The organism is Streptomyces sp. NPDC045287 (assembly GCF_056432325.1).
Genome location: NZ_JBWKJG010000017.1, coordinates 13,285 through 34,768 on the forward strand (window position 1 = coordinate 13,285; position 21,484 = coordinate 34,768).

Annotated in this window: 14 protein-coding genes; 4 read left to right on the plus strand and 10 right to left on the minus strand. The window is 73.8% G+C overall.

The features are described from left to right. Positions 1-180: 180 nt before the first annotated feature. Both AC07D6_RS25460 and AC07D6_RS25465 read right to left on the minus strand, forming a co-directional pair. Positions 181-960, minus strand: coding sequence for a bestrophin-like domain (locus tag AC07D6_RS25460; RefSeq protein ID WP_479047983.1), 780 nt, complete (start codon positions 958-960; stop codon positions 181-183). 37 nt (positions 961-997) lie between these two features. Then, entirely contained in the window at positions 998-2,542 is a 1,545-nt protein-coding gene (locus tag AC07D6_RS25465) for a DUF7507 domain-containing protein (RefSeq protein WP_479047985.1), read from the minus strand. 370 nt (positions 2,543-2,912) lie between these two features. On the opposite strand from AC07D6_RS25465, the gene AC07D6_RS25470 reads away from it, so the two are divergent. After that, a complete protein-coding gene (locus tag AC07D6_RS25470) occupies positions 2,913-5,234 on the plus strand; it encodes an Orn/Lys/Arg family decarboxylase (protein WP_479047987.1) in 2,322 nt (773 codons plus the stop codon). Between the two features lie 87 nt (positions 5,235-5,321). Here AC07D6_RS25470 and AC07D6_RS25475 read toward each other — a convergent pair whose 3' ends face one another. Continuing rightward, positions 5,322-6,947 carry a peroxidase family protein gene (locus AC07D6_RS25475; protein WP_479047989.1) on the minus strand — a complete coding sequence of 542 codons (1,626 nt, stop codon included), beginning with the start codon at positions 6,945-6,947 and terminating at the stop codon, positions 5,322-5,324. Between the two features lie 85 nt (positions 6,948-7,032). Further along, on the minus strand, positions 7,033-8,337 hold the full coding sequence (locus AC07D6_RS25480; protein WP_479047992.1) for a cytochrome P450: 1,305 nt from the start codon (positions 8,335-8,337) through the stop codon (positions 7,033-7,035). Between the two features lie 364 nt (positions 8,338-8,701). On the opposite strand from AC07D6_RS25480, the gene AC07D6_RS25485 reads away from it, so the two are divergent. Both AC07D6_RS25485 and AC07D6_RS25490 read left to right on the plus strand, forming a co-directional pair. After that, positions 8,702-9,685 carry an acyl-CoA desaturase gene (locus tag AC07D6_RS25485; protein WP_315880460.1) on the plus strand — a complete coding sequence of 328 codons (984 nt, stop codon included), beginning with the start codon at positions 8,702-8,704 and terminating at the stop codon, positions 9,683-9,685. A gap of 190 nt (positions 9,686-9,875) precedes the next feature. Then, on the plus strand, positions 9,876-11,105 hold the full coding sequence (locus AC07D6_RS25490) for a beta-ketoacyl-[acyl-carrier-protein] synthase family protein (protein WP_315880461.1): 1,230 nt from the start codon (positions 9,876-9,878) through the stop codon (positions 11,103-11,105). Positions 11,106-11,160: 55 nt separating this feature from the next. On the opposite strand, the gene AC07D6_RS25495 is transcribed toward AC07D6_RS25490, so the two are convergent. The 3 genes from AC07D6_RS25495 to AC07D6_RS25505 form a co-directional block, all read right to left on the minus strand. Next, positions 11,161-11,451 carry a hypothetical protein gene (locus AC07D6_RS25495; protein ID WP_479047996.1) on the minus strand — a complete coding sequence of 97 codons (291 nt, stop codon included), beginning with the start codon at positions 11,449-11,451 and terminating at the stop codon, positions 11,161-11,163. 110 nt (positions 11,452-11,561) lie between these two features. Further along, positions 11,562-13,781, minus strand: coding sequence for an acetoacetate decarboxylase family protein (locus tag AC07D6_RS25500; protein ID WP_479047998.1), 2,220 nt, complete (start codon positions 13,779-13,781; stop codon positions 11,562-11,564). A 398-nt stretch (positions 13,782-14,179) separates the two neighbouring features. Further along, positions 14,180-16,117, minus strand: coding sequence for a CASTOR/POLLUX-related putative ion channel (locus AC07D6_RS25505; RefSeq protein ID WP_479048000.1), 1,938 nt, complete (start codon positions 16,115-16,117; stop codon positions 14,180-14,182). Positions 16,118-16,383: 266 nt separating this feature from the next. Here AC07D6_RS25505 and AC07D6_RS25510 point away from each other — a divergent pair, with 266 nt between their 5' ends. Further along, positions 16,384-17,427: a hypothetical protein gene (locus tag AC07D6_RS25510; protein WP_479048002.1), complete on the plus strand. Its 1,044-nt coding sequence runs from the start codon at positions 16,384-16,386 to the stop codon at positions 17,425-17,427. Between the two features lie 54 nt (positions 17,428-17,481). Here AC07D6_RS25510 and AC07D6_RS25515 read toward each other — a convergent pair whose 3' ends face one another. From AC07D6_RS25515 to AC07D6_RS25525, 3 genes are all read right to left on the minus strand, one after another. Beyond that, a complete protein-coding gene (locus AC07D6_RS25515) occupies positions 17,482-18,366 on the minus strand; it encodes a geranyl diphosphate 2-C-methyltransferase (RefSeq protein ID WP_479048005.1) in 885 nt (294 codons plus the stop codon). A gap of 13 nt (positions 18,367-18,379) precedes the next feature. Continuing rightward, positions 18,380-19,660: a family 2 encapsulin nanocompartment cargo protein terpene cyclase gene (locus AC07D6_RS25520; RefSeq protein WP_479048008.1), complete on the minus strand. Its 1,281-nt coding sequence runs from the start codon at positions 19,658-19,660 to the stop codon at positions 18,380-18,382. Positions 19,661-19,766: 106 nt separating this feature from the next. Further along, positions 19,767-21,179 carry a family 2B encapsulin nanocompartment shell protein gene (locus AC07D6_RS25525; RefSeq protein WP_479048010.1) on the minus strand — a complete coding sequence of 471 codons (1,413 nt, stop codon included), beginning with the start codon at positions 21,177-21,179 and terminating at the stop codon, positions 19,767-19,769. Positions 21,180-21,484 lie beyond the last annotated feature (305 nt).

Genomic DNA, 21,484 nt, shown 5'->3' on the forward strand with positions numbered 1-21,484 from the left:
TGGGACGTCCTCCGGGCGCCGGTGGCGAGTCCGCTCGACCGCAACCGGCGCGGCGGCCGGGCAGAGCCCCTCCGGACGGGGAAGCCGCCCCGGCCCCGCCGACGTCTCCGCAGGCCCCGGGGCGCCCCTCCGACGGCGGACCGGGGCGCCGCCCCCGGTCCGGACCGGTTCGGTTCCCGGCTACCCCTCCGGGGCGGTTCCGGCCGACTCGGGGAAGTAGCGCGTGAACGCATCGGGGCTCACCCCCATCGTCTCCCCGAAGGGGGTGGCCAGGTAGTGGATGAGGAGCCCGAGGAACACGGTCAGCAGGACCATGCCCATCACCATCACCAGGTTGCTGATCCCGCGTCCGATTCCGTAGAAGAACAGGATCCAGAACGAGAGGACCGCCCCGACCGTCATCCCGGCCCACAGCAACGGTGACAGCGTCTCCTGCGAGACCGCTTCCCGGCCCCGGCGGGCGTCGTCGAGCACGGCGAGCTGGCCGAGCAGTTCCGCGGCCGTCGCCTGCTGGGGAGGGGGAGCGTCGGCCGGGGCCGCGGCCGCCGCGCGCAGTTGCCGCACCAGCGACCAGCCGGGCTCGCCCGGCTGCTCGTGCTGCTGCATCCGCGGCCATTCGTACTGGACCACATGGGCGGCGTAACGCTCGGCCAGGGCGTCGATCCGCGCGGCCCGGGAAGCCGGCATGCCTTCGGAGAGGACCGTCATCTGGTGCAGGGCACCCGCCTCGGTGGAGGTGTGGCCCTCGGCCGCGCTCCTCATCTCCCAGACGTTGACCAGGGACAGGCCGAGGAGCAGCGCGTACAGCAGGGCGATCATCATCGACATGTATTCGGCGGCGTCCCCGCCCTCCTCGTCCCCGTCGGCGGCGCGGTGGAAGCGGCGCCAGACGAGGATCGCTGCCGCGACGAGCAGCGCGACCAGCAGACCGAGGGCCAGTGCCTCGAAGGCGTGGCTCATGACGACTCCTCGCACGGGTGGCGGAACGGCCGCGTGGTCACAGCCGGCGCCCCGCCAGCACGATCAGCACCACCGCGGGCAGAAGCAGGAGCAGCAGGGACATGAGGGGGCTGAGCGTTCTGTCCCGCCGGGGCGCCTCGTCCGCCCGCGGGGGCAGGTACGCGCTCGTGGGACTCTCGGAGGGGCGGGGTTCGACGCGCTTTCCGGGGGGCGGGGTGGTACCGGCGGCCGAGGGGGTGCGCGGCTCCCGGCGTTCCAGCTCCCCGGGAGGGACCAGCCCGGCGGGGGGCGGAAGCGCCAGGGCGGCGTCGTCCGACGAACCCGGCGCGGGTACCGCGCCGGTGGCGCCCGGCGCGGGTGCCGGTGCCGGGCCCGGCGCGGCCTCGGGAGTGGCCTCGGGGGTGGCCTCCGGGGCGGCTTCGGCAGTGGCCTCGGGGGTGGCCTCCGGGACGGCTTCGGCAGTGGCCTCGGGGGTGGGCTCAGGGGTGGTGCCGGGGACGGCTTCGGGGGCGGCCTCGACGGCGGCGCCGGGAGGGGCTTCGGGGACGGCCGCGGCGGTACCGGGAACGGTCGCGGCGGCCTCGGGGGCGGCTGCGGTGGCTCCGGGGGCGGCGCTGGGGACGGCTCCGGGGGCGGCTGTGGCGGCGGCCCCGGGAGCGGCCTCGGCGGCGGTGCCGGGCACGGCTCCGGGCACGGCCGCCGCCGCCCCCGGCACCGCAGGCGCCGCAGGAGCGGGCGGAGCGGCGCTCGGGCCGGCGGGTGCCGGGAAGAGCGGTGCCGCGCCGGCCACCAGGGGCGGAGCCGCGACGAGCCCGCCGGTCGAGCCGAGAGTGGACAGGAAGTCGCTGCCCCGCACTTCGGGCGTGCTGGGGTAGACACCCGGCTGGAGACCGGCCACGGTGGCGGTGCAGACGACGGCGGCACCCGGGGCCAGAGCCTGCGGCGGGGCCGGCTGGCCGTCGCAGACGACCGGGGACTGCCCCAGGGCCTGGTCGGTGAGCTGTACGTCGTAGACCGTGCTGTTGCCCTGGTTGGTGATCGTGTACTGGACCACCGGGAGGGGCCCCGCGGCGGTGTTGACGGCGACGTCGAGCGCCAGGGCGCCGGCCACGCCCTGGTATCCCGCGTCCGCGGAGGCGAGGGTCTCCATGCCGAGCGAGGGGATCTCCCCCCGCGCGACCACCGTGGCCGTCTGCACCCCGGGCGCGGCGCTCACCCGCGAGACGCAGGTGACGGTGGTCAGCCCCCGCATGCCGAAGCCCTGGCCCTCCGGGCAGTGCAGGGCGGCCTCCGGGACGGCGGGGTCGGTGACCGTGACCCGGTGCAGGTCCGCACCCGAACGGTTGGTCAGCCGGTACTCCTTGACGACCATGTCCCCGACCCGGACCCCGGTGCGCTCCGCCTCCCGCCCCGGCCGCGTGTTGACGGTCACGGAGAGGTCGAGCGCCCGGGGCCCCACTCCGTCGGCGACGGCCCGCGAGGTCCAGGAGGCCGGCGACCAACCGCCCACCGGGGCCACCAGGAGCAGCGCTCCGACGGTGAGCAGCAGGGTTCTCGTGCGGGTGGAGGCACTGACCGCCATCCGAGGTCTCCTTTCCGGCCCCGGGCGCCCCGGTGGCGATCAGCGTCAGTCGCCGGCCGGGGACGGGAAAGCCGGGCGCCCGGCGATTGGGCCGATCGGGCGGCGAGTGCACGAGGACGGCCGATCCCGGCCCGCCGGACCCGCCCGGCGGGAGGAATCCGACACGGACGGCCCACCGCGGCCGACACGCGGTTGACGCAGCCGGCCTAAGCCGAAACCGCCGCACGGCCCGGAATCGCCGGGCGCCGCGCGTCCGGCGGGTGAAGCGGCCCGGAGGATCGGCGGCCGTCTCCGCCCGGCCGCCGACACTGTGCACAGGACCGGTGGCCATCAGCCCAGGAGCACACCGGCATCACGGGAGGTGGTCGTCATGGCAGGCGGCACTGTTCTGCTGGCACTGCGGGAAATCCCCTCGGGCGGAGGCGTCGGCACCGAGCAACTGCGCCGCATCGGCAAAGAGCTGGAGAACCAGGGGCTGGAGCCCCGGTGGGCCGCCAGCACCGAGGACGTCCGGGCCACCTTGCACACGGAGGCGGGGCTCGCCGCGGCCGTGGTCGCCTGGGACCTGCCGGGCGCCGCCGGCGACGGCCAGGGCGGTGCCGAGGTCCTGCGCCAGCTCCAGCGGCGCTACAAGCGGCTGCCGGTCTTCCTGCTCATGGAGGACGGGTCCGAGCGCGACCTCGAACAGTTGCCGCTGTGGGTCTCCGAGGCGGTCGTCGGCTACATCTGGCCGCTGGAGGACACCGCCTCGTTCATCGCCGGCCGTGTCGTGGCGGCGGCCCACGCCTACCACCAGAACCTCCTGCCGCCGTTCTTCAAGGCGCTGCGCCGCTTCGACGACGCGCACGAGTACTCCTGGCACACCCCCGCGCACTCCGGTGGCGTCGCCTTCCTCAAGTCCGCGCCGGGCCGGGCCTTCTTCGAGTACTTCGGCGAGCGCCTCTTCCGCAGCGACCTGTCCATCTCGGTGGGCGCGCTGGGGTCCCTCTTCGAACACAACGGTCCGATCGGCGACGCCGAGCGCAACGCCGCCCGCGTGTTCGGCTCCGACCGCACGTACTTCGTCCTGCACGGCGACTCCACCGCCGACCGCATGGTGGGGCACTACAGCGTCACCTCCGACGAGATCGCGCTGGTCGACCGCAACTGCCACAAGTCCGTACTGCACGGGCTGGTCCTCTCCGGCGCCCGCCCCGTCTACCTGGTGCCGACCCGCAACGGCTACGGACTGGCGGGTCCCCTGCCGCCGAACGAGATCGCCGCGGACGCCGTGGCCGCCCGGGTCGCGGCGAACCCGCTGGCGGCCGGAGCGGCCTCCCGGCAGGCCCAGTACGCGGTGCTGACCAACTCGACGTACGACGGACTGTGCTACGACACCATCGCGACGGCACACGCCCTCGCCCCGAGCACGCCGCGGCTGCACTTCGACGAGGCGTGGTTCGCCTACGCCCGGTTCCACCCCCTGTACGCCGGGCGCTTCGGGATGGCCGTGGGCCCGGACACCTTCGCCGGCGCCGACCGGCCCACCGTCTTCTCCACGCAGTCCACGCACAAGCTGCTCGCCGCGCTGTCGCAGTCGGCGATGGTCCACGTCAAGTCCTCGCCCCGTGCCCCCGTCGAGCACGAGCGCTTCAACGAGGCGTTCATGATGCACGGCACCACCTCGCCCCTCTACCCGGCGATCGCCTCCCTCGACGTGGCGACCGCCATGATGGACGGACCGCAGGGGCAGTGGCTGATCGACGAGGCGGTGACCGAGGCCGTCCGCTTCCGCCAGGCCGTCGTGCGGACCGGCCGGCGGATCGCCGACGCGGGGGACCGCCCCGGATGGTTCTTCGGGGTCTGGCAGCCCGACGCCGTCACCGACCCGGCCACCGGCGAGCGCGTCCCCTTCGCCGACGCCCCCAACGAACTGCTGCGCGGCGAGCCCGCCTGCTGGCTGCTGGAGCCCGGCGCGGACTGGCACGGCTTCCGCGACCTCAGCGAGGGCTACTGCATGCTGGACCCCATCAAGGTCACCCTGACCTGCCCGGGGGTGACGGCCACCGGCGAGACGTCGCCCTGGGGCATCCCGGCGCGGGTCCTGACGTCGTACCTGGCCGACCGGGGCATCGTCGTGGAGAAGACCGACAGCTACACGACACTGGTCCTCTTCTCCATGGGGATCACCAAGGGCAAGTGGGGCACCCTGATGGACGCCCTGATGGACTTCAAGGCCCTGTACGACACGGACGCCCCCCTGGAGGAGGTGTTGCCCGCCCTCGTCGAGCAGTTCCCGCTGCGGTACGGCGGGACCACCCTGCGCGGCCTGTGCCAGGAGATGCACGAGCACCTCACCCACGCCGAGCTGATCGGCGCCCTCGACACGGCGTTCCAGCGGCTGCCCGAGCCCGTGGAACCGCCCCAGCGTTGCTACCAGCGGCTCATCCGGGGCGGTACCGAACGCCTCCGGCTCGGGGAGGCCGCCGGGCGCGTCGCCGCCGCCATGGTCACGGTGACCCCGCCGGGCATCCCGGTGCTGATGCCCGGCGAGTCCGTCGGGGCCCCGGACGGCCCGCTCCTGCGGTACCTGCGCGCCCTGGAGGCGTTCGACCGGGCGTTCCCCGGGTTCCACAGCGAGGCCCACGGCGTCACCATGGACCCGGAGAACGGGGACTACCTGATCGAGTGCGTCAGGCTCCCACAGGGCTGACGAGCGGCCGGCCGCCTCGCGCCGGGAGGCGCCCCACCGGCCCCCGGCCGTGCGGGGCGCCCGGTGCGCGCGCCTCCGCCCCGGTCGTCACACCGCCCGGCCGCCCCGCACGTCCCCCGCGTCCCTCGCGTGCTTCGTGCCCAGGGAGACCAGGTAGCGCCCGTCGTCCTCCGGCAGGTTGCGGTGGACGACGTCGGACAGGGAACGGGTCCGCCGCAGGATCTCCATCCCCTCGGGGGAGAAGGTGGCCGGTGTGAAGAGCCTCGGTGACAGCAGGGGGTTGGTGAGGGCTTCGGAGAACGAGTCGATGCCGATGATCCGCCCCAGCAGATTGCCGAAGAGGCTGCCGTGCCTCGTGTCCTCGGCGAAGATGCCGACGTACAGGTCCAGTTCGTCCACGTCGGTGTACAGGTCGTGCAGTGCCTCGCGCACGACCGGGTCGCCGGAGACCTGGCGCAGGTCCGTGACGCGCGGAAAACCGAAGTGCTCCCGGTAGTCGTTGTAGGACGCCACCTGCAGCTCACGGCTGACCTCCAGGCTGCGGGTCTCGGTGGGCAGCAGCAGGGGGTCGGTGTTGAACAGCCCCATCCGCCCGGCCGGCTGGCGGGAGAGGTCGTCGAAGAGGGGGCCCATGCCCCGGTCCTCCACGATGCGGCCGTTGGCCAGGGTGTGGAGGAGGGGGACCTCCTCGCCGCCGATCCGGTAGCTGGAGGGAATGAGGCTGTGCCACCGGTAGACCAGGCTGAACTCGATGGTCGACCAGTTCTCCCGGTGCCAGCTCGCCCTGACGGTGCGCGTCGGGTCGAGGATGAACCGGAAGTGGTAGGGGGTCAGGTGGTTGATGTACTCCTCCAGCACCAGCCGGATCGTCATCACCACCAGGATGTTGCGGGTGGTCTGGAAGACCCGCTCGTCGTCCCACGTCGGGTGAGCCCGGGTCAGCAGCCCGGCGATCCGGTTGTGCTCGCGCAGGAACAGCACGTTCACCAGCATCGGGCCGATGTGGGCGTGCGCGCGGTCGCCGCCCGTCGCGAACACGGTGTCGCGCAGCGGCTCGGGCACGTCCTCCCAGCGCACCGGCTTCAGGGCGTCGAACTGGGCCTTGATCTGCCCGTTCTCGCACAGGAGCGGCGGGAACTCGCCGCCGTTGACGACGCGGCTCTTCAGCCGTCCGCCGTCGAACTCCCGCAGGCACGAGGTCACCTCCTCGTCCGCCCCGTACAACTGCACCAGGTCGATGGTGTGCGGGGAGTCCGTGCGCCGAGGGTCGCCGCCCCGGCCGTGGCCGCGCAGGAACCCGTCGGTGAACCACTGGGCGAAGGCGGGCAGGAGCGCGGTCGAGCGGTGGCAGGTCTCCCCGGCGCCTTCGCGGCGGAAGAGCTCGGCCGCCCGCTCCGGCGCGGGGCGCCCCGGATGCGGGGCGGTGTCCGGAGGGAGGTGCCGGCCCACGTAGGACCGGTCCGTGAGCGAGGGCCACGAGGTGTAGGGCGCCATCGTGCTCAGCGGGTTGGGGCGGGGAGGCGCCTTGAGGATGGCCAGGTCGGTCAGGACCGCGTTCGTCCTGCGGTGCAGCCACCGGTTGCGCTGGACCGCCCGCCACAACGGCTCGTAGTGGGTGAGCACGTGCGCCTCGACGCGGTTGCGCAGCCCGTCCCGGGACGGGTCCCGACCGTCGCCGGTCGGCGCGTCCGCCTTGCGGGAGGTGGTGGTCATCTGGGCCCTGCTCTCTGGTCGGCACCCCGTGCGAGGTCGTGCGCTTCGGACGTCCCACCCCCCGGTGGGGAAGGGGCGGGAAGGGTCAGGAAGGGGCCGCGCCCCCCGTGGCCACGGTGTAGTGCTGGGGGTACGGGGTGCCCGCGTAGTCCATCGCGCCGTCGGCCCCGGGCAGCGGCCTGACGCCGGGGCGCAGCAGTACCCGGCGCACCATCTCCGGGACGATCGCCCGGGCCGGGTACCTGCCCACGCAGTCGTGCGCCCCGTGCCCGAGCACCATGTTGTGCACCGGTGTGCGGTCCGGACGGAAGGCGTACGGCTCCTCGACCACCGTCTCGTCGAACATCGCCGACGCCATGCACGCGTGGACGACCGTGCCCGCCGCCAGGCGCGTCTCCCGCGGCGTGCCCGCGGCCAGGACGTGGCCGCGCACGCACAGCCTCGGTGTCGACGGCACGAAGGGGTGGAAGCGCAGCGCCTCCCAGACGTGGGCGTCGAAGGACGCGGGGTCGGGCCCGGACGCCAGCCGCTCCGCCTCGGCCAGCGCGTCGGGGCGCGCCGCCAGCTCCTTCAGCGCCGTCGCCGCGCACTGGGTGGCGTTCTGCTGGTAGCCGATGAGGTAGCCGACGAGCTGGTGGTTGATCCGCTCGTCGTCCATCTCCGCCCCCGGGGGGAGGACGGTCCGCAGCATCCGGTCGAGGACGTCCTTCGGCGGCCCGCCGTCCGCCCCGGTCCCGGGCGCGGCGGCACGGCGCCGTTCGATGACGGCGGCGACGAGGTCGTGCAGCTCCTTGCCCGCCGCCACCCCCGACGCGTGCACCTCGGGGTCCCTGTCGGGGTTGACGAAGACGGCCCACTGCACCCGGCGGGAGAGCCGGTGGAGGGTCCTCTCGTCCACACCGGTGAAGCCGAGGTACTCGACGGCGACGCGAGCGGCGACCGGGGCCGCGTACTCCTGGATGTAGTCGAACGTCGTACGGCCCTGGCCGTGCGCCTCCGCCACCGCCCGGTCGAGCGCGTCGTCGGCGAGTCGGGCGGTGAGCCGGCGGACCGGGCCGAAGTCCTCCGCCGGCAGCATCAACTGTGCGTGGCCCCGGTCGTGCCAGTGGACGTCGGCGCCGTCACGGGCCAGCATGAACGGCCCGTGCAGGGCCTCCTCCAGCGTCGGCCCGTACACGCCCACGGTGAACACGTCCGGGGTGGACAGCACCTCGACCACGTCCGGCATTCGGGTGACGAAGACGCCGACCGGGGTGGCGAACACCGGGCGGGCGGCGCGCAACTCCCGGAAGAGGGCCGGCCCGTCGCCCTTCATGCGCTGCCGGAGCAGCGCGACACGCCGTGCCGCGTCGCTCTCCGGAATGGCGTCGTACGCCGCAAGGAAGTCCATGGGCCCACCCAGACGTGGCAGGGCGGCACGGAAGGCCGCCGACGGGATCCCTCCCATTACGGCACACCGGTCCTCCTCGCGCACCCCGGTCACGCTGGCCGCGTGAACGGCCTGCTCCTTCCAGAGACACGGCCGCGCGCCGCCGCCCTCCCGCGCGGCCGACCGCCCAGCATGGGGGCCGGGGACCGGCCCCGGCAGCGACAGGAAGGCCAGACAGCATGTTCCGACAAGGCGAACCGCCCCCCGTCCGCCCGGCGCGCGGGGCCCCCACGCCGGAGGAGCGGGCCGGGGCGCGGGCTTCGGACCGGGGCGGACGCGCCGGGGGAGCACGGTGACGGCCACGGCCGGCGGGGGGACGGGCGCCTTGCCCGCCGGACCCCCGGCCGTCACCGTCCCGGTCACCGGCGCGGAGTACACCGGCTACCTGGTGGGGATCGTCGTCCTGCCCTTCGTCGTCCTCGCCGCCGCCCTCCCCGCCGCGTGGGAATGGGGGGCGGGCCCCCTCGACATCGCGCTCGGACTGGGCATGTACGCGATCTCGATCGCGGGCATCTCGACCGGCTACCACCGTCACTTCACCCACCTGTCCTTCAAGGCGAAACAGCCCTTGCGCGTCGCCCTGGCGCTGGCCGGCGGCATGGCCATGGAAGGCCCGGTCTCCCTGTGGGTCGCGGAGCACCGCCGCCACCACCAGTTCTCCGACCGGGAGGGCGACCCGCACTCGCCGTGGGCCTTCGGCACCGGGCGCCGGGCCCTCCTCAGGGGGCTCTGGCACGCGCAGGTCGGCTGGTTCGCACGACGGCGGCGCGCGAACATCGCCCGCTACGCCCCGGACATCCTCAACGACCCCGTCATCAGCCGCCTGGACCGCTGGTACGGGCTCACCCTGACCGTCTCGCTCGCCCTGCCGCCCCTCGTCGGAGGGCTGTGGACCATGTCCTGGCACGGGGCCGCCACCGCGTTCTTCTGGGGGAGCCTCGTCCGCTACGCCGTCGTCCACCACGTCACCTGGTCGGTCAACTCCGTCGCCCACGCCTTCGGCCCGCAGCACTACGCGAGCCGGGACCAGTCGCGTGACGTGCGCTGGGTGGCCCTGCTCACCTTCGGCGAGGGCTGGCACAACCTGCACCACGCGGACCCGACCAGCGCCCGGCACGGTGCTCTGCGGGGCCAGTTCGATGCCACCGCGGCACTCATCCGGCTCTTCGAACGCCTCGGGTGGGCCCATGACGTCCGCTGGCCGGACCGGAGCCGGCTCGCCGCACGACGCCGCGTACCGGCCGACCCGGACGGCGGCTGCCGCGCCGCCGGCGGTGCCCGGTCCCGCGGTGGTCGCACGACGGAGTGAATGACGTGGCCGGCCGGTGTGTCGCGGTGATCCGGTGGCACCGCGACAGGCGGGCGGGGTGATAAGCAAGGACCGTCCGATCACCCGCCTGCACGAGCGCCGGCCGTCCCCGCGCGCCGACGCCCCGAGGACCCCGTGCAGACCAGCGGTGGCCACCGACCCCGTCTTCCCGCCCGCCGGAGGTGTCCCGTTGGACCCGAGCAACCGCGACGCCGCCGTCACCGGCATCGGACTCCTGTCCCCGGCGGGGGTCTGCGCCGACGAGACGTGGAAGGTCATGCTCCGCGGCGAGTCGACGGCGCGACCCGACCCCGTCCTCGAAGGGCTGCGGACCGACTTCTCCTGCGCGGTCCCCGACTACCCCGTCCGTGCGCTGCTCGGCCACGCGGTGACGCGCCGCCTCGACCCGTACGCCCAGATGGCGGTGGTCGCCGCGCGCCAGGCGGTGGGCGACGCCGGCCTGGACCCGGGGGAGTGGCGCAGCGAACGCGTCGCGGTCGTGCTCGGCGTGGGCAGCAACAGCCTGCACACGTACGAGGAGCCCTTCCGGCTCCTGCGCGATAACCGCAGCGACCGCGTCTCCCCCCTCCAGATCACGCGCAGCGTACCCAGCATGGCCGCCGCGGAGGTGGCACTCGACCTGGGCGCGCACGGCGTGAACTTCACCACCAGCAGCGCCTGCGCCTCCGGGGCCACCGCCCTGGGGGTGGCGCTGGACCTCCTGCGGAGCGGCCGCTGCGACGTCGTCCTCGCCGGCGGGAGCGAGTCCGCCCGCAGCCGGATGACGGCCGCGTGCTTCATCCAGATGCGGGCCATGTCGTCGCGCCGCGGCGACCCCGCCACCGCCTCCCGGCCCTTCGACACCGAACGGGACGGGTTCGTCCCCGGCGAGGGAGCGGCCGTCCTGGTGCTCGAACGGGCCGAGGACGCGCACCGGCGCGGCGCCGACGTCCACGGCTACCTGGCGGGGTACGGGGCGAGCGCCGACGCCCACCATCCGGCGGCCCCCCACCCGGAGGGCCGGGGCGCGCGGACGGCGGTGCTGGCCGCGCTCGACGACGCCGGCTGCGCCCCCGGGGACGTCGACCACGTCAACGCGCACGCCACCTCCACGCCGCTCAACGACGTCACCGAGGCGCGGCTGCTGCGCCGCCTCTTCGCGCACGACCCGCCGGTCACCGCCAACAAGAGCGTCATCGGCCACGCGCTGGGAGCCGCGGGCGCGATCGAGGCGGCCCTGACCGCGCTGACCCTGCGGCACGGCGTGATCCCCCCGACGGCCAACCTGCGGCGCCAGGAAGCGGGCGCGGAACTGGACGTCGTCACGGGCCGGCCCCGGACGGCCCGCATGCGGACCGCCCTCAGCACGTCGTTCGGGTTCGGCGGGCAGAACACCGCGCTCGTCTTCCGCGCCCCCTGACCCGCGGGCGGGGCGCCCCGACGGCCGACCGCCGGGGCGCGCCCCACCGGCGGCGTCAGGCCGCGCGGCCGTCCCCCGCCGGACCGCCGTCGGCGCCGCCTCCCGCGCGTCGCGCGTGCCTGCCGAGGCTGGACGCGGCGGCACGGAGGTCGTCGGCGGCCGTCCGGCAGGAGTCCGCCTGTTGGCGGAGGGTCGGCACGCACCAGCCGGGCACGTGGGGCCGGTCCGCCAGTCGGGCCGCCTGGGCCAGCAGCCGTCCCGCGACCCGGGCCAGCGCCTCCGCCTCGGCGCGGAGCCCCTCCTCTTGCGAGCGCGACTGCCCGTCGCGCACGGCGTCCGTGGTCATGCGGCCTCCTCGGTCATACGGCCTCCTCGGTTTCCTCGGGTCGGGGGCGCCCCGCGGAACCGGGCGGGGCGGAGGCCCTCCGTCCCGCCACCGGCTCCGTGGCGCCCGCGTCAACGGGGCAGTGGGGACCCGGCGCCGCGGCGGGCCTGGTACGCGGGCGCGCTGAGCACGAACAGCGGCCTCGCGCCGTCCAGGCCCAGCGACCGCAGCTGCCGCACGAGCGGGGGTTCCTCGCCGGTCCCCCCGGTGGCGCACCGGAGGCGCGCCTCCGGTGCCGGGTGGAACCGCTGCCGTCCCGCGCTGTGCACCAGGGTGCGCAGCGTCGTGCCGGCCGACCGCCCGTAGAGCACCGAATCCGTGTGCGGAGCCGGCACCGACGGCCCGAGGCCGCCGCTGAAGTCGAGCAGGGGCCGCTCCGCCCCTCCCACAGCGGTGTCGCCGGGTCCGGTCAGGACGGCGTGGAGCCGGTTCCGCGTCAGCCGCACGTCCAGGTGGGCCGTCCGGGCCGGATGGCCCCACAGCTCCCTGCCGGCCGCCTCGGCCTCCGGGGTGGTCACGGCCAGCGCGGTGACCTGGCGGCCGACGCGGCGGGTGTCCGCCCGGCGCAGCAGATCACGCACGACGTCGTACCCGCGGGGCCGCCACAGGTCGTTCACGAGCACGGCGAGACCCAACTCGTTGTAGGGGCCCAGGCTGACGCAGCGGTGTTCGTACGCGGAGAGCGCGACCAGGACACGCCGCCCGAACCGGGTGGGGACCATCCAGGAGGCGGGGGACAGGAGCTCGGCCGCCGCGGACGGGGCGACGGCGAAGAACGCGACGACCGCCGTCGAGTCGTAGTACCGCACGGGCACTTCGACCGGCCCCGCCGAGGTGGCCACCGGGGTGACCGGCACCGCCATCAGGGGGTAACCCTGCGGGGGGTTGGCGCGGTCCTTCAACTGGTACACCTGCGACCGCACCACCTCCCCCCGGTAGGGGGTCAGCGCCTCGTCGATGTCCCGCCGCGCGTCGGGCAGGTCGTTCTCCAGGTTGTCGATGTACTTCCCCAGCGAGTGGCACAGCGGGAACTCGTGGCTCGGATCGGTGTAGTCGACCTCGTACCAGTCCTCGTGCGGGGTGAACACCGTGCCCGATCCCGCGCCCCTGCCGTCCAGCGTGGGTACGAGGTCGTGCTGGTTGGTGACGGTCGCCACCCAGGTACGGGGGTCGGCCGGCCTCTTGTTGTCGACGGGGGACCCCACGGTCACCGCGTGCGTCACGCGGAAGCGCCGGCAGAACCCGCTGTTCTGCACCAGGTTCATCAGGGCGATGCCGCCCTCGCTGTGGCCGATCACGGCCAGCTCGGCGCCGTCGGGCACTCCGTACTCCTCGATGGCCAGCAGGATGCCGCGGGTGTAGGGGGACTCCGGGTCGAACAGGTTGCTCCACGCGCCGATGAAGTCCTGGGGGGAGTCGTTGCGGGGCCTGCCGGGCGCCATGCCGGGGGCCTGGAGGACGTGCCGTACCGTGCCGTCCGGGCCGCGCACGTCCTGGATCAGGATGCGGCCCTCGCACCCGAGCAGGGCGATGTTGCGCAGGAAGCCCATGAGCGAACCCCGCTCCGCGAGCGACCGGGCGTCGTCCCCCTCCAGGGTGACCGGGACGGCGGAGCCCTCACCGGAGTCGAGGGCCGAGAGGTGCCGCGACGAGATGCCGAGCCAGGGGTCGGCGTGCAGCGCCTCGCCGGTGGCGATCTGCCACCCGACCTCGTCGTTGAGCGGGTTCTCGTCGAGCAGCGCCCGGATGGCCGACAGCTCGGCCAGCAGGGGCGCCAGCGTCGACAGGGCGCGCTCGGCCCCCCGGTCCCTGAGCACCGCCCGCAGGGCCCGCAGCGCTTCCACGTCGCGGTCCTCGGACACGGCGTCCATCAGGCGCCGCATGCCCGGGTCCCGCTCCAGCTCGGGGTGTTCCAGCAGGACCGCCGCGACCCGCAGCCGCAGCGACGTCACGGCGACCCGGTTCGCCAGGCTCTCCCGTCCGCAGACCTCACCGACCTGCCCCATCCTCTTCAGGGGCCCGCCCCGCGCCCGCAGCGCGAACCCCAGGCCGGAACCACGGGTCAGGGCGCGCACCAGGGCCCGGTACGCGGCCGCCCCGGTACCCGGGTGCCGCACGCTGGACCGTGCCAGCCACGGCGAGGCGAGCACGGCGCTCGCACGGGTGGAGGCGCCCATGACCGTCTGCGCGGCGCGCGAGACCTCCAGGGCCGCTTCGCGCAGCGACCGCGCGACCTCGGCCCGGTCGGGCTCGTCCCGGTGCGCGGCACCGGGAGGGTGCTGGGATGCCATGGCGGCCTCGCAGAACGGAAGCGGGCCGACCGGTTCAGCCCTCCTGGGACGATGGTCGGAGCCCCGGCCCGTCCGCGCATCCGGGAAGGCCGGTGCCCGGGGCGCGGAGCGCGGGGGCGGCTCGGGCGCCGCACCACCCGGCACCGTGGGCGGCGGTGGGCCGCGGGCCGGTGGTGCTCCGGCAAAAGCCCCGGTACGGGCGGGGGCCGGTCTCCGCGCGGCCGGTCGCGGACCGGACGGCGTGCGGACGCGGCCGGCGGGGAGGAACCGGATCCCGGGCCGATCCTCCGTCCGCGGTACGCGACGGCCGCGCCCCACCGGCGGCGAGGGCGGTGCCCGGTAGGTCGTCCGGTACGCCGTCCGGTGCGTCCGGAGCGCCGCGGGGACGGCGCCCGTGCTCAGCGGACCGCCACGACGATCACCTGGTCCCCTTCCGCGAACCGTACCGGTCGCCGCTTGTCCGGGTTGATCCGTACGCCGTAGTCCGGGGCCGTCGTCAACTGGTGGTGCAGCCGGTAGCCGATGGCGCACTCGTACTGGCGGCGGGCGGACTCGACGACGGTGGCGAAGGTGACCTCGCGACCGGGCCGGACGTAGTTCACGGCGGGCTTCAGGTAGATTTCGCTCCCCTCGGCGGCGAACAGCTCCGTGAAGAGGTCGGCGAGGTGCCGGTTCTCGGAGATCTGCGTCATGAGTAGGCTGATGAGCCGCCCGCTGACGATGAAGTCGGCGCCTTCCCGGACCGGGGCCAGCGGTCGGTTCCGGTCGTCGGACATCTCGGTGATGACGGCGATCTCCCGTCCGGTGGACTCCTCGATGGCCCGCAGGTGCAGCAGTGTGAGCAGCGTGCGGTCGTCGGGGTCCGGGCCCTTCCCCGCCGCGCCCCGGCCCGGGAGGTCCGCGCCCGTGGTCGCGGCCGGGTGGCCCCCGTCACCGATGACGATCACGCTGTCGTACGAGGGCACGTCCAGATCGGCCAGGGTGCGCGGCTCGGTGATGTCGCCGCTGTGGAAGGTGACGCTCAGGTGGCGTGTCGTGCCGTCGGCGGTGTACGCGTCCCGCACCGCCGCCTCGGTGCCGAGCGCCACGACGTCCAGGGTGGAGCGGGGGGCCACGTACTGGTCGAGCTGTTCCACGATGAGCGGGGCGCGCCGGTTCCAGCCGAGGAGCAGCAGGTGTTCGGCGGCCGGTACCGGGACGGCGGCACCGACGATCGCGTCCTCGTCCACGGGCAGGGGCGCGTCCGTGCGGACGGCCGTGTCGTCGTCCCGCGTGATGACCAGGAGCTGGTCGTCGGCGTCGATCCTGGTGTCGGAGGGCGGGTTGAGGGCGATGGCGCCGTCGGCGGAGAGGACACCGACCACCGAGGAGGTGGCGAACGACAGGAGCGTCTCGCCGAAGGTCCGGCCGGCGAAGTCGGAGGCGGAGCAGGTGTAGAACTCGTCCCCCTCGAAGTCCAGCAGCTCCTGGTACACGAGGGAGAGCCCCGGCTGGCGGGACGTCTGCACCAGGAGCCGGGCGATGACGTCGTCGATGTTCAGGACGCAGCCGCCGGGCCCGGCGGCCAGCGTGGCCGCCAGGTGGTGCCGGGCGTCACGGACCGCGGCGATCACCGCGGTGTCACCGCCGACCCGGGGAACGGCCGCGTTGACGGCCAGGAGCGTCTTCACCACCTGGAGGTCGCCGCCTTCGTCGCGGGGCGGCAGCACGAGGACGGCTTTGGCGGTGTGCGGACTGACCCTGGCGAGGACGGCGGGGACGGTGACGGAGCCGGTGCGGCAGATGACCCGGGTGGAGCGGTTCCTGCCGACGTTCGCGGCGATCTCGCTCTCCATCTCCACCTTGTCCTTGGTGGCGAGGACGGCGACGGCGGACCGGCGCTGGTTGGCGTTGGCCACCACCAGCTCCGAGATCACGGGGAAGACCTGGTCGGACCAGCCGAGCAGCACGGTGTGGCCCTTCTCCAGAACCGTGGAGTGGCCGAGCCGGAGCGCCATGATCCGGCGGTTGATACCGGTGGTGATGAGACTGACGAGCGTCGACACGAAGAGCAGCGCCACGAGCGCGAGCAGCACCGACAGCAGCACGTAGGTGGGGGAGCCGACCTCGCCCCCGACCTCGAGGGTCTCCCCCACGCGGTGCCAGACCTCCGAGATCCGGGCGGACAGGGTCTTCGGCGCGTCCTGGTCCGTCCACACGAGCGCGATGCTCGCGGGGACCACGACGGCCAGGCACATGAGGACGAGCCAGCCGATGAGGACGGGAGTGCCGCGCGCGATCAGGTTGTCGAAGTGGTAGCGCGCACGCAACCGGGCGGAAGACGCGTGTCGTGCCATGCGAAGCCCCCGAAGAACATGAGACACCGTGCCGGACGATGACGAACCGTTACTCGACTGGGGCTTCACGCTAACGCGCCGTGCACGCGATCCTTCGGACCGCCACCCTCCTTCCCGGGTCGAACGGTCGCCCGCCCCGGCGCGCCGTCCGCGTCCGCGCGCCCGCCCCACCCCTTCGTCCGTATGGGGGAGTTGGGTTGCTTTCGCCGCAGCGGCTCCCCGATTCTCATTCGTGTCCGAAAATGAGTCATGGAGGGGTGGGGAGCATGGTGGACGCCGTCGTGGTGATCGACTGCGGTTCGGAGCAGGTCAAAGCGGGCCTGGCCGGTCAGGACGCGCCGCAGGTGGTGTTCCCCTCGCAGGTCGGCCGCCGCAGGGCGCCGGGGACGTCGGACGGCGTCGTCGTGGTGGGGGAGCAGGCCCGCGCCATGGCGGCGGGGACGGGCCAGGTCTCCCAGCCGCTCCTGGACGGCAAGGTGGTGCACTGGGACGACTACATCAAGCTGTACCGGCACGCCCTGCTCCCCTGGCCGGACGCCGCCGCCTCGGGCGGGGTGCTGATGGTGCAGCACCGCGACCGCATCTCCGAGCAGGGCAGGTGCCGGATCGTGGTGGCCCGGCAGCAGGGGGCGGCGCGCGTCGCGGTGGTCGACGCCGCCGTCGCCGCGGCGGCAGCCGTGGGCCGGACCACCGCGCTGGTGGTGGACATCGGCGCGGCGGGGACCCGGGTCAGCGCCGTCCACCGGGGACGGCCGGTCGGCCCGGTCGCCCGCAGCGCGATCGGCGGCAGGGACATCACCAACCACCTGCTGCACAGGCTGACCCAGCGCGGCTACACCTTCACCGGCAGGGCGGAGCGCGGCCTCGTCCAGGTCATCAAGGAACGCCTGTGCTTCGTCGCCCTCGACTACGACGACGCCCGGAAGCGGGCCGAGGACACCTCGGCGATCGAGGAGACCTGCGAACTGCCGGACGGGAGGGTCGCCTCCGTCGGCGTCGAGCGTTTCGCCTGCCCCGACCGCCTCTTCCGGCCCGAGGACTGGGGCCTGGAGGTGCCGGGACTGCCCGCGATGGTCCAGCAGGTGGTCGACGCCGCCGACAGCGGCATCCGCGCCGACCTGTTCGCGGGCGTCGTGCTGACCGGTGGCACCGCCCTGCTGCCGGGGCTCTCGGAGCGGCTCGCGAAGGAGCTCCGCGCCCTCAGCCGGGGCGCACCGGTGGAGGTCGTCACACCGACCGAACCCGGCCACCGGGCCTGGAGCGGCGCGTCGATCCTGGCCGCCGCCGGTGCCGTCCCCTGGGACCTCTGACCGGACGGCCGGGGGCCCGGGCGACCGGCCCGGCCCTCGCGGCCGGCGGGCCGGTCAGACGCGGTCGGCCGCGATCAGGAGGTACTGGAAGGAGCCGTCCTTGTACGCGTTGATGAACGCCTCTTCGATGCCGGTGACCAGGGAGGAGGTGGCCCGCAGCTCCCAGTAGGGCAGGGTCGCGGCGGTCAGGTCGACGACGGCCTGCGGTACGAGGCGGTTGTCGGCCATGGCGCGCAGGTATTCCCGGCGGGAGTGGATGTTGCACTCGAAGTGCGCGTTGATCTGGGAGACCCACTTCGAGGGCTGGCCGTAACGCGGGTTCCAGCAGCCGGTGATGGTCACGTAGCGGCCGCCGACCGCGAGGATGCGGGAGTGCTCGGCGAAGAGGTCGTGCAGGTCGACGTACATGCTCGACTCGTTGTTCCACGAGGCCGCGGTCCGCCCCGTCTCGAAGGGCGTGGCGAGCATGTCGCACACGCGGGCGCGGACACGGTCCGCGATGCCGAGTTCGTGGGCGCGCCGGTTGGCGAAGTCGGCCTGCTTGGCCGACAGGGTGACCCCCTCGACCCTGCACCCGAACCGCTGGTGGGCCATGACCATGGAACCGCCCCGGCCGCAGCCGGCGTCCACGAGCGTGTCGTCGCGCCCGACGGGGCCGAGGTGGTCCAGGAGGACTTCGGCCTGCGTCGACTCCAGGCGGTGGAGTTCGGCGATCAGCTTCTTCTCGTACTCGCTGTCGTCCGCGTCCCCGAGGGCGGCGTGGTCGACGTCGCCGATGCCGTAGTGGTGGTGGTAGAGCCCGTCGACGTCGCCGAGACGCAGGTTCACGGGCCTGGCCTCCTGGTCCCAGTAACGGGCGATGTCACCCTGGTAGGGCGACGCCGGGGCGGGGACGAACGCGGAGGCGCCGGGGCCGTCGGTGAGTTCGATGCCGGTCACAGATGAGTCCTTCTTACCAGAAGTCGGGCAGGCTGTATCGATACGTGTTGGTCTGGTGCCAGTAGTGGTTGCCGTCGACCCACGCGGCCACGCCCCGCAGGAAGCGCAGCACGCTCGGGGCGGGGCAGGCGGCGGCCAAGGCGGCGGCCTCGGCTTCGAAGTCGTGCATGAGGTCGTTGTGGACCTCGACGGCCTTCAGGTAGGCGTCCCGCTCGGAGCGGCCCTCGCGTTCGGCGATCACCACGGGCAGGTTCAGGTGCCGGCCCGGGCTGCTGAGTTCCTTGGTGTACGAGTACAGGTCGTTGACGATGGTGGCCGCGTTCCCGGCGAGCGCGATGACCCGCTGCACGGCGGGCTGGGCGTGCAGGTCCGGCGGCAGTTCGTAGCCGCCGACGGTGTCGGTGATGGTGGGGCAGGGGCGGAAGTTGTTGAACTGGCGCATCGCCAGGTACTCCCACACCTCGGGGACGTGGTCCGTCTCGGCCCAGGCGGCCTCGGCGAGGTACCCCAGGTGCAGACGGGCCATGTCGTGCCGGAACCGGTCGGCCTGGGAGGGGGTGGCCCGCTGGAGGAAGTACTCCATGGCGGAGCGGTAGGCGCGCCGGGGGGCGTCCGACCGGAGCGACTCCACCCACCCCGGCTCGTACTCCTTCGTCGTGTGCAGCGGGTCGAGGGCCGTGTGCGCCAGCAGGAGGCGGCTGCCGAGGCCGACGGGTGAGCCGCCGTGGTCCTCGCAGTAGCAGTCGTCGACCGCGTTCTCGGCGACCATCAGCCGCGTGGCGATCATCAGGTGGTCGACGGTGGGCGCGTCCGGGTGGCAGGCGACCATGTACCGGCCGACGCAGAAGCCGTCGAACTGGTCCTCCCACTCCGGGGGGCACGCCTGGACCTCGTCGACCGCCCACGCCTTGATCCTGCGGTCGACCTCCGCCACCCGCGCCGGATCGGGTTCCGGCACCGGGTGGTGGTAGAGGCCCGGGACCGGCCTGCCCTCCGCCGGCGCCGCGGGTGCCGGGGGCTCCTCGCGCCGGACCGGGTGCAGGCTCGCCGTGCCCAGACCGCCGGGGCCGCGCAGGATCCGTTCCAGGGCGGGAGCCGGTCGCCCCACCGCGGCAGGTTCCCGGGGTACGCGCCGGGGGACCGGGCCGCCACCGGGGCCGTCGCCGGGGGCGGGCGCGGCGGCGGGGCCGCCGATGCGGGCGGGGATGTGGGTGCGGGTGAGGACGTGGGTCCCGAAGGGGGCCGCGGCGGTGGGCAGGCCCGACTGTAGAGGGGAAGGCCCGGGGTCGGGCATCCGTGGCTCCTTGGTGAGGTGGGTGGGCTGTCCCGGCTCCCGGGCGCGCTCGCCCGGCCCGGGAGGTCCGGGCCGTCTGTCCGTCTGTCCGTCGGACGGGCCCTCCCTAGTCGCGCTTGCGGGCGATCAGCACGTTCTCCAGCACGCCGAGCGCGTCGGGCACCAGGATGGCGGCGGAGTAGTAGGTGCTGACCAGGTACGAGATGATCGCCTGTTCGTTGATGCCCATGAAGCGCACCGACAGGCCCGGCTCGTACTCCTCCGGCAGGCCGGTCTGGCGCAGGCCGATGACGCCCTGGTCGTCCTCGCCGGTACGCATGGCGAGGATCGAGCTGGTGCTGTCCTTGCTGATGGGGATCTTGTTGCAGGGCAGGATCGGGACCCCGCGCCAGGCCGGGACGTGCTGCCCGCCGACGTCCACGTGGTTCGGGTAGAGCCCGCGGGCGTTGAGCTCGCGCCCGATCGCCGCGATCGTCCTGGGGTGGGCGAGGAAGAACTTGGTGCTGCGGCGGCGGGAGAGCAGCTCGTCGAGGTCGTCCGGGGTGGGCGGGCCGGAGTGGGGCTGGATCCGCTGCTTGAAGGCGGCGTTGTGGAGCAGGCCGAACTCCCGGTTGTTGATCAGCTCGTGCTCCTGGCGCTCGCGCAGCGCCTCGATGGTGAGCCTGAGCTGCTCCTCGGTCTGGTTCATCGGCCCGTTGTAGAGGTCGGCGACCCTCGTGTGGACCCGCAGGACGGTCTGCGCGACGGAGAGTTCGTACTCGCGCGGGTGGAGTTCGTAGTCGACGAAGGCGCCCGGCAGCTCGACTTCGCCGGTGTGGCCGGCCGACATCGCGATCTCGGCCTCGCCGTGGGGGTTCTGGCGCTGGAGGGAAAGCGAACTGAACTGCTGGATGTGGGCCTGAAGGCTCGGTGACGCGGACATCACGGCGGCGAAGTCGGCGCGGGAGAGGGTGAGCAGGGTGCCGGGGGTCTCGGCGGTGGCGGTGTAGTCCCACGTGGCGTCGGCGTCCAGGAGGGCGTTCTCACCGAACCGGTCGCCGTCGGCGAGGACGGCGACGGTGACCTCGTCACCGTACTTGCCGACGGAGGTCTGGTGGATCCGGCCGTGGGCGATCAGGTGGATCCGGTCGGAGGGGGTGCCGCGCTCGACCAGCACCTCCCCGGTCCGGAAGTCGCGCTGGACGCACCGGTCGGCGATCGCGGTCAGCACCTCCAGGTCCTCGAAGCCGCGCAGCAGGGCCAGCTCGCCGAGCTCGTAGGGGATCACGCGGACGTCGGCACCGTCTTGGATGAACTCGATGTTCCCGTCGCCGACGGCGTAGCTCAGTCGGCGGTTCACCCGGTAGGCGCCGCCCTTGGTCTCCACCCAGGGGAGCATCCGCAGCAGCCAGCGGGAGGTGATCTCCTGCATCTGCGGGGCGGACTTGGTCGTGGTGGCGAGGTTGCGGGCAGCCGCGGTGCTCAGGCTGGACCGCCGGTGCGGTTCCAGCTCTGCTTCCGGGAGGGTCTCAACGGCCATCGGGCGGGCTCTCCTTCACGAGGAAGATGATTGGCATACATATGTGCCAATCGGTGAAATAGGAGAAAAGGAAATGGGTATCTGGAAACCCATCCAGATACCCGAGGAAGATAACACCCGAAATGCCCGATTTATCCAATCAGGTGTTGGACACGGCCTCGATGCGGTCGTCGTCCTTCGCGCGGAGCCGGGGCCGACCCGGAGGCGGGCCGGCGGTTCGGCCCGCCCGGACGGCGGCGGGGACGGCGGGTTCCGACGCGGCGGCGCGGCCCACCGGGGGCCGCCGGGGCGGGCTCCGGCGCGTG